Origin of the sequence: Pimelobacter simplex, from assembly GCF_024662235.1 — a bacterium.
Taxonomy (GTDB): domain Bacteria; phylum Actinomycetota; class Actinomycetes; order Propionibacteriales; family Nocardioidaceae; genus Nocardioides.
This window is the reverse complement of the sequence record NZ_CP096276.1, coordinates 5465822-5476448: the sequence shown is the minus strand read 5'-3', so window position 1 is coordinate 5476448 and position 10627 is coordinate 5465822. Positions and strand designations below refer to the sequence as shown.

Annotated in this window: 10 protein-coding genes; 5 read left to right on the top strand and 5 right to left on the bottom strand. The window is 71.8% G+C overall.

The annotated features are described in order from the left end of the window. Positions 1-5 precede the first annotated feature (5 nt). On the bottom strand, positions 6-1409 hold the full coding sequence (locus M0M48_RS26930; RefSeq protein ID WP_257753490.1) for a M20 family metallopeptidase: 1404 nt from the start codon (positions 1407-1409) through the stop codon (positions 6-8). Between the two features lie 85 nt (positions 1410-1494). Here M0M48_RS26930 and M0M48_RS26925 point away from each other — a divergent pair, with 85 nt between their 5' ends. Further along, positions 1495-2388, top strand: coding sequence for a LysR family transcriptional regulator (locus M0M48_RS26925; protein WP_257753489.1), 894 nt, complete (start codon positions 1495-1497; stop codon positions 2386-2388). Here M0M48_RS26925 and M0M48_RS26920 read toward each other — a convergent pair. Then, positions 2385-2903: a hypothetical protein gene (locus M0M48_RS26920; protein ID WP_257753488.1), complete on the bottom strand. Its 519-nt coding sequence runs from the start codon at positions 2901-2903 to the stop codon at positions 2385-2387. The genes M0M48_RS26925 and M0M48_RS26920 overlap by 4 nt on opposite strands. Further along, positions 2900-3955: a DNA polymerase III subunit beta family protein gene (locus tag M0M48_RS26915; RefSeq protein ID WP_257753487.1), complete on the bottom strand. Its 1056-nt coding sequence runs from the start codon at positions 3953-3955 to the stop codon at positions 2900-2902. The genes M0M48_RS26920 and M0M48_RS26915 overlap by 4 nt, the downstream gene beginning before the upstream one ends. 98 nt (positions 3956-4053) lie before the next feature. Here M0M48_RS26915 and M0M48_RS26910 point away from each other — a divergent pair, with 98 nt between their 5' ends. Further along, on the top strand, positions 4054-4599 hold the full coding sequence (locus tag M0M48_RS26910) for an AAA family ATPase (RefSeq protein ID WP_257753486.1): 546 nt from the start codon (positions 4054-4056) through the stop codon (positions 4597-4599). An 81-nt stretch (positions 4600-4680) separates the two neighbouring features. Beyond that, a complete protein-coding gene (locus M0M48_RS26905; protein WP_257753485.1) occupies positions 4681-5721 on the top strand; it encodes a CARDB domain-containing protein in 1041 nt (346 codons plus the stop codon). Between the two features lie 66 nt (positions 5722-5787). Here the strand turns inward: M0M48_RS26905 and M0M48_RS26900 are convergent, their stop codons facing one another. After that, the gene (locus M0M48_RS26900) at positions 5788-7068 is read right to left on the bottom strand and encodes a dihydrolipoamide acetyltransferase family protein (protein WP_257753484.1); all 1281 of its coding nucleotides are present in this window, start codon (positions 7066-7068) and stop codon (positions 5788-5790) included. 35 nt (positions 7069-7103) lie between these two features. Further along, positions 7104-9287 carry an alpha-ketoacid dehydrogenase subunit alpha/beta gene (locus M0M48_RS26895; RefSeq protein WP_257753483.1) on the bottom strand — a complete coding sequence of 728 codons (2184 nt, stop codon included), beginning with the start codon at positions 9285-9287 and terminating at the stop codon, positions 7104-7106. Between the two features lie 123 nt (positions 9288-9410). Here M0M48_RS26895 and M0M48_RS26890 point away from each other — a divergent pair, with 123 nt between their 5' ends. Together M0M48_RS26890 and M0M48_RS26885 are read left to right on the top strand one after the other, a co-directional pair. Further along, entirely contained in the window at positions 9411-9938 is a 528-nt protein-coding gene (locus M0M48_RS26890) for a VOC family protein (protein WP_257753482.1), read from the top strand. 11 nt (positions 9939-9949) lie between these two features. Continuing rightward, positions 9950-10627: a GntR family transcriptional regulator gene (locus M0M48_RS26885; protein WP_257753481.1), complete on the top strand. Its 678-nt coding sequence runs from the start codon at positions 9950-9952 to the stop codon at positions 10625-10627.

The window sequence follows — 10627 nt, the reverse complement described above, 5'->3', positions numbered from 1 at the left end:
ACATGTTAGCGCAAGGGAGTCGGCGTCTCCCCGAGGTCCCAGAACAGTCCGGCCATGATGCCGAGCGCCTCCTTGGCCAGGCTCGCCAGCAGGTGCTCGTCGGGCGCGTGCTGCGAGCACCCCGGGTAGGAGTGCGGAACCCAGATCGTCGGGATGCCGAGGACGTCGGCGAAGCAGTCGTTGGGGAAGGTGCCGCCGAGGTTCGGGAGGATCGTCGGCACCTTCCCGGTCGTCCGCTCCACCGACGCCGCCGCCCACCCGACCCACGGGTCGTCGTGGTCCAGGCGGGTCGCGGCGGTGATCTCGGGATCGACCTCGACCACCACCTGCTCGAACCCGTGCGCGTCGAGGTGCGCTCGGACCGTCGTACCGACCGCGGTGTGGTCGGTGCCCACGACGAACCGCAGCTGGCACCGCGCCGAGGCCGTGCCGGGGATGGCGTTCTGGGGCCCGGTCGCCGCGCCCGCCGACAGGCCCAGCACCTCGAGCGTGTTCCAGCCGTAGAGCTGCTCGGGGGCGCTCAGGCCGGGCTCGCCCCACTCCTCGATCGGCGGCGCCGAGGGCCCGCCGTCGATCTCGATCGTGCCCAGGATCGCCCGGACCGGGTCCGGGATCGCCGGCGGGCGCAGTTCCTCGACGAGGATCCGGCCCCGCGCGTCGACCATCGTGGCGAGCGCGTTCGCCAGCAGGACCGCGGGATTGGCGAGCAGGCCGCCCCAGTTGCCCGAGTGGTAGCCGCGCGGACGCAGCGCCGCGCGCAGCGTGAACGACACCTCGCCCCGGGTGCCGAGCACGAGCGTCGGGCTGGCCTCCGCGACCCGGGTCCCGTCCGAGGCGATGAGCACGTCGGCGGCGAGCTCGTCGCCGGCCAGCGCCGTGCAGACCTCGCGCAGACCGGGCGAGCCGATCTCCTCCCCCATGTCCATCAGCACCGTGACGTTGAACCCGAGCCGTCCCTCCCGCACGCGCAGCACCTGCTCCAGCGCGGCGAGGTTGATCGCGTGCTGGCCCTTGTTGTCGCACGAGCCGCGGCCGTACCAGCGGTCGCCGTCCACCACGAGCCGCCAGGGCGACCACGGCGCGGTCCACCGCTCGGCGTCGCCCAGGACGACGTCGCCGTGGCCGTAGACGAGCACCGTGCGCAGCGCGGGGTCCTCGACCCGCCGCGCCACCAGGTACGGCGGCCGCTCCGCCACCGGGTTGTCCACGAGGCGCCACGTGAACCCGCAACGCTCCAGGCCCGGCACGATCTCCTCGCGCAGGTAGTCGCGGTGCACGTCACCGCGCTCGCCGGACTCGCTCTCGGTCGGGTAGGCGACCTTGCGCTCCAGCTCGCGCAGCAGCGCGCCCGACTCGAGGTGGTCCTCGGCGAGCTCGATCGCCCGCGCACGGGTCAGGGCACTCTCCACCCGTCCAGCCAAGCGCAGCCACGGTCGCGTGACCATCGCCGATTCCCGAAGCCCCCGTTGCCGATCCGAGAACTACTGTGTGCGCGTGCACCTCGTCAGCGACTCGCTCCGCTACTTCGTCGAGGTGGCGCGCACCGGTTCGATCGCGGAGGCCTCGGAGAGCCTGCACATCGCGGCCTCGGCGATCAGCCGGCACATCGCCCGGCTGGAGCAGGAGACCGGCACCCGGCTGTTCGACCGGCATCCGCGCGGGATGGTCCCGACCGAGGCCGGCCGGCTGCTGGCCGACCACGCCCGCCGCACGCTGCTCGAGGAGAGCGACCTGCTGGAGCGGATCCGCGACCTCCACGAGTCCGGCCGCGCCCTGGTCACCGTGGCGTGCACCGAGGGCTTCGTCGAGGACTTCGTCCCGGCCGAGATCGCGCGCTTCCGCGAGCACTTCCCCGCCGCCCGCGTGCACCTGACCGTGACCGACCCGGCCGCCGCTACCGAGGCCGTCGCGACCGGCACGGCGGACGTCGCCCTGACCTTCAGCCTGGCGCCGGCGTTCGGGGTCCACGTCGCGTTCTCGTCGGCCGAGCCGATCGTCGCCCTGGTCCCCGACGGCCACCCCCTCGGCGACCGCGACAGCATCTCGCTGGCCGACCTCCGGGAGCACCCGCTCGCGCTGATGGACGGGGGCAGCACCCTGCGCGAGCTCGTCGACATCGGGTGCGCCGCGGAGGGACTGCACCTGGGGCCCGTGCTGACCAGCAACTCGTCGGCCGCGCTCAACGCCCTGGCCCGGCGTACGGGAGCGGTGACGCTGACCGGGCTCCTCAGCGCGCGGCACCTGGTCGGGGACGGCTTCCGCACCGTCCCCTTGAGCAATCCCGAGCTGCGCCGCCGGACCCTGCAGGTGCAGACGATGGCGCGGCGTACCCTCCCACCGGCGGTCGACGCCTTCGTGCGCCAGGTCGTCGCCTCGCTCGGGACCTAGGCGGAGGACCGGGCCGCCCCGGGCGCTGACGCTCGAGGAGCCGGGTCGCGGTCGTCGATGGCCTGGCGGACCTCGCTGACGGCGGAGCGGACGGTGGTGCCGTAGGCGTCGTCGGGCAGGGCGGAGGTGTGCTGCTCGGCGCGGTCGATGTACTCGGCAGCCGCTTCGAACGCGCCCAGGCGGCGGAGGTTGTCGGCGATGTTGAGGTAGAGGCTCGGGTAGAACCCGGCCACGCGGAGGCCGGCGTGGTGCTGCTGGGCCCGTTCGTCGGTGAGCGCATCGGCTGCGTCGAGGGCGCGGACGTCCCACATGAGCGCCGATGCGGGATCCTCGTGGAGGTCCGCCAGGTAGTGAGCGAGCGTGCAGCGGTGGAACGGGTCGCCCGCGACCCCGATCTGTCGCCAGAGGGCGAGCAGTGCGCGCCGCGCCGGTTCGGGGTCGCCCTCGCGCCCGAGGAGCACAGCGTCGCCGATCGCCTCCATCGTCGGATCGGGCGTCGCGGCAGGGTCGGTCATGAGGGATCGGACCGGCAGGGCATGACGAGCGCGGTGAGGTCGCCGTCGTCCGCCGACCGGACCGTGGCGGGCAGGTCAGGACCGCGAAGATCGACCATCACGTCGTTGCCGAGCGCCTGGCTCAACGCGGGGTACAGCGTGGCCAGCTCGAACCAGACCGTCAGGTCGGGACCGGTCGCGGTGCCGTGCAGCGCCATGGCGGTCCCGGAGAGCAGGAGACTCGGCCGGCCGTCCGCGGTCCGCAGTCCGACGGTCGCCGGCGCTTGCCCCAGCGCCGCGAGGACCTGCTGCGCCTGGACGGTCACGCGATGGGTCACGGCGGGGAGGGACCCGATCAGGAGCCTGTGGTCAGGGAAGACCTCCGTCAGCACGCGGCACCGGGCCACGGCACCGTCGGCGGTGCGGAGGGCCAGCGTCCGCTCGCCCGCCTCCAAGGTCACGGTGGGACGTCGCCGGAGCCACGAGACGGCGCTCTGGAGATCGTCCCCGGCCAGCGTTCCTGCCCACGAGACGGTCGACGGCCGGATGGGCACCAGCGTCCGGGTGGCGAGGCGGTAGCGATCGGTCGCGGTCAGGGAGATCGCATCGGGACCTGCCTCCAGGTGGACACCGGCCAGCACCGGGACCTCGGGGTCGCGCGTCGTGGTGGCCAGGACCTGATCGACGGCCGCCGCGAGGACCGGACCCGGCAGGGCGCACAGCGTGAGGGAGGCATCCTCACCGAGAGACGCCTTGAGCGTTGCCGCGGTCTGCTGGATCTCCTTGGCCTCCGCGGTGACCTGGCCCACCTGCTCGTCGATGAGCCGGGCAGCCTCCGCGGCACCGGCGGTGAAGAACCGGCCGATCGTGGACAGCGGCATCCCCATCTCACGCAGCTGACGCAGCTGCGAAGCACGCACCAGCTGCGACTCGCTGTAGAACCGGTATCCCGTCATCGGGTCGACCTGCTCGGGACGCATCAGACCGGCATCGTCGTAGAACCGCAACGCGCTCGCCGTCAGCCCGGCGCGCTTGGCGAACGCGCCGATCGACATCAACTCCGGGTCAGCCACCCCCACATCGTCCGGCCTCGACCAACTCGAAGGTCAAGCCCGCGCCGGCCGTCGACGACGTCTCGCCCCGCAACGGCGAGGACCCTAAGGTCACCCCCATGCTCATCGTCGTGTCGGGAACCCATGCGAGCGGCAAGAGCTCGCTGATCGGCGACTTCTCCTCCGCGCACCCGGACGTCGAGGTCTGGCCCGACCCGATCGAGGAGCTCGGCGAGTACCCCACCGATCCCGGTGCGGGCGTCTTCTTCCAGCAGCTCCAGGTCGCGGCGGCACGCCTGCTCGCACCGGTCGACCACTCGGTGATCGCCGAGCGCGGCCCCCTCGACTTCCTGGCCTACCTCGAGGCCGCCGACCGGCTCGGCCGCCCCGTACCGTCGTCCGACCACCTCCGCCGGGGCGCCGAGCTCTGCGCCGCGGCGATGCGCCACGCCGACCTGCTGGTGCTGCTCCCCCTCGACCCGACCTCGCCGATCGACGTACCGCCGGACGAGGACCCCGAGCTGCGCGAGGTCATGGACGAGGTCCTGCTCGAGCTGTCCGACGACACCGACCTGACCGGCGGCACGGAGGTGGTCGAGCTGACCGGTCCCCCGGAGGTCCGCCTCGCCGCGCTGCGCGCCCGGGTCGACGTCCGGGACAAGTAGGACGCCTGCCTCTGCCGCCCGGGTCGCCCGGCCCGGCATCGTCGACCGGACCAGGAACGACGACGGAGAGGACGACAGACGATGCAGGCTCGACGGAGGGCGGCCGTTGCCGCAGCCATGGCGCTCGGCGCCTCGCTGATGGCGGTCGGCGCCGGACCGAGCGCAGGCGCGGCGCCCCGCGGTCCCGACCTCGTCGTCACCGCGGTCGGCACACCGCCGGCGAAGGTGCGCCCGGGCGGCCGCTTCGACCTCAGCACCACCGTGGCCAACAAGGGGCGCGCCGCGGCCAAGCCGAGCACGCTGCGCTTCTACCTCTCCCAGGACCGGAGCCGCGGCCGCAGCGACCTGGCTGCCGGCGGCAACGTCGCGGTGAAGAAGCTCAAGCCGCGCAAGAAGCAGACCATCAGCGGCCGGGTCGCCGTCCCCTTCGGAGCGGCCGACGGGAAGTACTGGGTGCTCGCCTGCGCCGACGCGACCAACCGGGTCAAGGAGTCCAAGGAATCCAACAACTGCCAAGCCTCGAGGACGCAGGTCACCGTCGGCGCGGACCTCCACGCCGTCCTCACCGGCGACCTCACGTTCAGCGACACGGGCCAGCGCACCGACCCGGCGACCGGCCGGACCGAGACCTGGACGCACACGGCGACCGCCGAGATCTCGATGCGGATCGACGGCCCGCGCCAGAATCCGACGTTCGCCAGCACCCACAGTACCTACGCGCGGACGGGCTCGGTCGTGGGCCGCGAGGTGACGCCCTCGTGCGTCTACGACCGCGAGCGCAAGGAGGCCGGCAGCGGAACGCTGCGCTACACCGGCGACCGCTTCACCGACGACATCTTCGGTCACTTCACGCGCACCGACCTGAGCGGCGTACGGATCGGGCTGTTCATGCGCGCCGCCTGGACCGACACCAGCAAGCAGACCGGCCAGGGTCAGTTCCCCTGCGAGAACACGTCGCGGACCACCACCGGCACTGGGCTCGACGTGAGCGACATCGAGCTCAAGGAGGTCGCGCGAGACAGCCGCACGTCCACCTACCGCGTGGTGGGCTGGGTGGCCGAGCAGGGCACTCCGTCGGACTGGGACAAGGTCGAGGGGACGCTCACGCTGACCCTGCGCTGATCCGGCCGGGCCGGCATCGGCGACATCCCGTAGGGGCGCCTCCGCACGGAGGTGCCCCTACTGCCGTCAGACCAGCAGCGTCATCGGACGCTCGAGCGCCTCGACGAGCCGGGCCATCCACCGAGCGGCGAGAGCGCCGTCGATCGCCCTGTGGTCGACGGACAGCACCAGGCGCAGAATCGTGCGGATCTCGATCCGCTGGTCGTCGCCGGCCCTCTCCACGACGGCCTCAGGGCGCGCCGCGCCGACCGCGAGGATCGCGGAGTGCGGCGGGTTGATGATCGCGGAGAACTCCTCGACGCCGTACATGCCGAGGTTGGTCACCGTGATCGACCCGCCGTCGAGGTCGCGCTGCTGCAGCCGGCCCGCGTTGGCCTGCTCGACGTAGTCACCGACTCGACGCGCCAAGCTCGACAGGGACAGCTGGTCCACACCGCGCACCACCGGCGTCACCAGTCCTCGCTCGGACGCGACCGCCACGGCCACGTCGACGGACTCGTGCCGCACCATGCCTTCCTCGGACCACACGACGTTGGCCTCCGGAACCGCGCGATGGGTGACGGCGACGGCGCGGAGCACGAGGTCGTTGACCGACACCCGCACCTGCGAGTGCTCGTTGATCTGTGCCCGCAGCGCCAGGAGCTCGTCGACGCGGACGCTCCGGGTGACGTAGAAGTGGGGGATCTCCTGCTTCGCCCGCGTGAGCCGCTGGGCGATCGACCGGCGCAGGCGCGTGTGGGGCTCGAGCGAGGTCCCGGCGGCGACCTCGACCACATCGGCGGTGTCCGCGACCGCGGTCGCCGGCTCCGCCGTTGCCGCGACGGCACCTGCCGGAACCGCGTCGCGCTGGGCGATGAGGCGCTCGACGTCACGCTTGCGCACGCGCCCACGTGGCCCCGTCCCGGTCACGTCCGCGATGTCGAGACCGGCCTCCTGCAGGAGGCGTCGCGCCAGCGGGCTCGAGAAGCGGCGTACCGCGGGGGCGGCGGTCACCGGGTCCGAGGCGACGGAAGGGACAGGACCAGGATCGGGCACAGGGTCCGCGCTCGGGTTCGGCGGAGCCACGCCCACCTCGGCGAGCAGCGCATCCAGCTCCCTGCCGACATCGCTGCTGTCCCCGACCAGCATCAGCGGGGCGCCGACGCCGATCGTCTCGCCGACGGTCGCGAGCAGACCCACCACGACACCGTCGAACTCGGCCTCGACCTCGACCACCGCCTTGTCGGTCTCGGCCACCGCGATGACATCACCACGGCTCACCTCGGCCCCGGCGGAGACACTCCACTCCGCCAGCTGCACCTCGGTCGCGCCAGCCGCCACCTCGGGCACCGACATCAACTGCACCATCTCGAACCCTCGTCTCCTCGTCGTGCCTTGGCTCGTCAGCCCGCTGCAATGTCGTTCAGGGCCGCGACCACCTCGTCGGTCCGCGCGATCGCCGCCCGCTCGAGCACCTTGCTGATGCTCGGCGAGGCCTCGGACCCGTGCACGCGGTGGACCGGTGCGTCGAGCCAGTCGAAGAGGCGGCGCTGGATCTCGTCCGCGAGCCATCCGCCGTAGGACGTCCCCGCGGCGCCCTGCTCGACGATCAGCACCTGGTTCGTCTTGCGCACGCTGGCCTCGATGGTGTCCCAGTCCAGAGAGGCGCGGTCGAGCCAGCGCAGGTCGATCAGGTCCGCCGAGATCCGGTCACCGACGACGTCCAGCGCATCGAGGCAGTGCCCCACCATGCTGAGGTAGCTGATGATCGTGAGGTCGTCACCCGTGCGCCGCACGGCCGCCTTGCCCACCGGGAGGCGGTAGTCGAGGTCGTCGACCGGCCCCTGCCCGGAGGATGCGTAGAGGTCGACGTGCTCGAGGACGACGACCGGGTCGTCGCAGGCCAACGCTGTGTTCATCAGGCCGACGTAGTCGAAGGGGTTGGACGGTGCGACGATCCGCAGCCCGGGAGCCGTGGCGAGCACGCCCGCGGGATCCATCGAGTGCTGGGAGCCGTAGCCGGTGCCCGCCGCGAGCTTGCTGCGCAGCACGAACGGCACGGCCGCTTCGCCACCGAACATGTGACGCGCCTTGGCGACCTGGTTGAAGAGTTGGTCGGCGGCCACCCACATGAAGTCGGCGTACATGAACTCCACCACCGGGCGGACCCGGCCGTCGAGAGCCATGCCGCCGGCCAGCCCGGCGAAGGCGTTCTCGCTGATGGGCGTGCCCAGCACGCGGTCCGGGAAGGCCGCCAGCGGAGCGCGTGTCGCGCCGTTGGTGCCTCCCTTGAGGCCGTCGACGTCCTCACCCATCACGACGACGGACGGGTCCGTCTCCATCCGGCGCGCCATGACCTCACTGACGACGTCGATGAACCGGCGCTCGGCGAGCTCGCCGGAGAACGTCTCCTGCTCCTCGTACCGCGAGCCGGCCAGCTCACTCAGGTCGCCGCGGATCCCGACGTCGACGAACCCCGGGTCAGGCCACGCGCCGGCGATGATCCGCCGCTGTCCGGGCTTTCCGTCCGGGTCGGCCTCGAGGAACTGCTCACCGAGCTCGCGCAGGACGCCTTCGACCTCGTCGACCTGGGCGTCGAGCTCCTCCTGGGTCGCCAGCTCGCGTCGCAGGACCTCGCTCCGCAGCTGGGCGATCGGGTCGCGCTCGCGCCACGCGGCTTCCTCCGCCTTGTCGCGGTAGCCGAACGCGGAACCCGGGAAGGGGCCGTTCTGGTGGAAGTAGCGGTAGACCTCGGCCTCGATGATCGTCGGACCGTTGCCCGCACGCATGTGTTCCAGCGCCTCGGTCATCGCCACGTGCACGGCGAGGGGGTCCATTCCATCCACACGCCACGACGGGATGTTGAACCCGAGCCCGCGGGCGGACAGCCGAGGCTCGGCTGTCGCGGCATCGACGTGCGTGGAGACGGCGTAGAGGTTGTTCTCGATGAAGAAGCAGACGGGCAGCTTCCATGCCGCCGCGAGGTTGAAGGTCTCCAGGACCGAGCCGATGTTGACCGCGCCGTCACCGAAGTAGGTCACGCTCACCGCGTCAGTGCCGGCATTGCGCATCGCCCAGGCGAAGCCCGCCGCCTGGGGCACGCCGCCGCCGACGATGGCGTTGGTGCCCATCGCCCCGGCCTCGCGCCACTGCAGGTGCATCGAACCGCCGCGACCACGGCAGTAGCCGTCCGCGAGACCACAGATCTCCGCCAGGGTGCGGCGCAGCACCTCTCGGACCTCACCGGTGACGCGCGGCACTCCGGTGCCGCCTGCGGGGAGCACGTGTCCGAAGGCCTTGGCCAGGAACTGGTGATGGCCCCGGTGCGAGCCATTGATCATGTCGTCCGTGCGCAGCGGGAGGATCGAGCCGATCGCGCCGCCCTCCTGGCCGATGCTGGAGTGCGCGGGTCCGTGCACGAGGCCCTGGCCGGCGAGCTCCAGGACGTACTCCTCGAAGGTCCGCACCCACTGCATCCGACCGAGGAGGTCGAGGAGCACCTGCGGCTCGGCGGTGTCACGGTCTCGCCGGCCGAGCGTCACCTCGACCCACGGCGAGACCGGCTTGAGATTGACGTGCTTCGGCATCCGCTGGTTCTCCTCATCGCGAGTAGTCGAATGGATACATTAGAAGAGATCGATCTGCCTGTCTAGCGCACAAGAATGCCTCCGCGCTCGCCATACCTCGCGCTCAATGGATACATTGGATTCATGAATCCTCCTCCTGTGCTGACCGGGGTCCGACGCGCTGACCACGTCGGGCTGACCGTTCCGGACCTCGATCAGGCGCATGCCTTCCTCGTCGACGTGCTCGGAGCCACCTACCGCTACGCCCTCCCCCGGCGCGAGGGCAGCGGCGACTGGATGCGCACGCACCTGGGCGTCGACGCGACGGCTGCCATCGCGGAGATCCGCTTCTTCGAGCTCGGGGGGCTGATCCTCGAGGTGTTCGCCTGGGAGGCACCGGACCAACGACGTACGCCGCCGCGCAACAGCGACGTCGGCGGGCACCACCTCGCGCTGTACGTCGACGACCTCGATCTCGCGGTCGACCAGCTGCGGGCTGCCGGGATCGAGGTCATGGGCGCACCGACGGCGAGCACGGGCGCCCACCTCGGGCAGCGGTGGGTCTACGTGCGAGCCCCGTGGGGTCTGCAGCTCGAGCTGGTCTCGTACCCGACCGGACGGGCGGTCGACGTCGAGCCCGCGCGCTACCGCGCCGACCTCGACCGACCGTAGGGTCACCTTCCGTGAGCACGCCCAGCCCGGTCGCCAGTCAACGCATCGCCGACGTCCTGGCCGAGCGGATCCTCGACGGCACGCTCGCCCCCGGGAGCCGGATCAAGCAGGACGAGCTCGCCGATGAGCTCGCGACGAGCCGGATCCCGGTGCGCGAGGCGCTGCGCATCCTCGAGACGCGCGGTCTGGTCACGCTTCGCGCCAACAGCGGCGCCTGGGTGATGTCGCTGAGCCTCGCCGACCTCGAGATGTCCTACGAGATCCGCGAGCGCATCGAGCCGTTGCTCCTGGCCGACAGCATCCCCCGGCTCACCGACCTGCACGTCGATCGCATGCGCTCCCTCCAGGAGGAGATCGCGGCGAACGACGACGTGGAGCGGTTCCTGGTCCTCGACCGCGCGTTCCACGAGTCGTCGTACGCGGGCAGCGAGGCCACCCAGCTGGCCGGCATGGTGCGCGGGCTGTGGGACACCACGCAGCCCTACCGACGTGCGTTCGTCCGGCGCGCCGGAGCCCAGGAGTCGTGGGTGATCGCGGCCGAGCACGACCTGCTGCTCGACGCGGTCTCCCGGCGCGACGTCGACATCGCCACCCGGATGCTGACCGTCCACATCCGCCGCACCCGGTTGGCGCTGCTCGACCACCCCGAGGTGATCGAGCAGGGCCAGGCACCGACGACCGCGGGGTGA

Excerpts from the sequence above, each read along its gene's own strand:
- M0M48_RS26920 (WP_257753488.1), bottom strand. The coding sequence starts at position 2,903 with ATGACCGACCCTGCCGCGACGCCCGATCCGACGATGGAGGCGATCGGC.
- M0M48_RS26910 (WP_257753486.1), top strand. The coding sequence starts at position 4,054 with ATGCTCATCGTCGTGTCGGGAACCCATGCGAGCGGCAAGAGCTCGCTG.
- M0M48_RS26905 (WP_257753485.1), top strand. The coding sequence starts at position 4,681 with ATGCAGGCTCGACGGAGGGCGGCCGTTGCCGCAGCCATGGCGCTCGGC.
- M0M48_RS26900 (WP_257753484.1), bottom strand. The coding sequence starts at position 7,068 with ATGGTGCAGTTGATGTCGGTGCCCGAGGTGGCGGCTGGCGCGACCGAG.
- M0M48_RS26895 (WP_257753483.1), bottom strand. The coding sequence starts at position 9,287 with ATGCCGAAGCACGTCAATCTCAAGCCGGTCTCGCCGTGGGTCGAGGTG.
- M0M48_RS26890 (WP_257753482.1), top strand. The coding sequence starts at position 9,411 with ATGAATCCTCCTCCTGTGCTGACCGGGGTCCGACGCGCTGACCACGTC.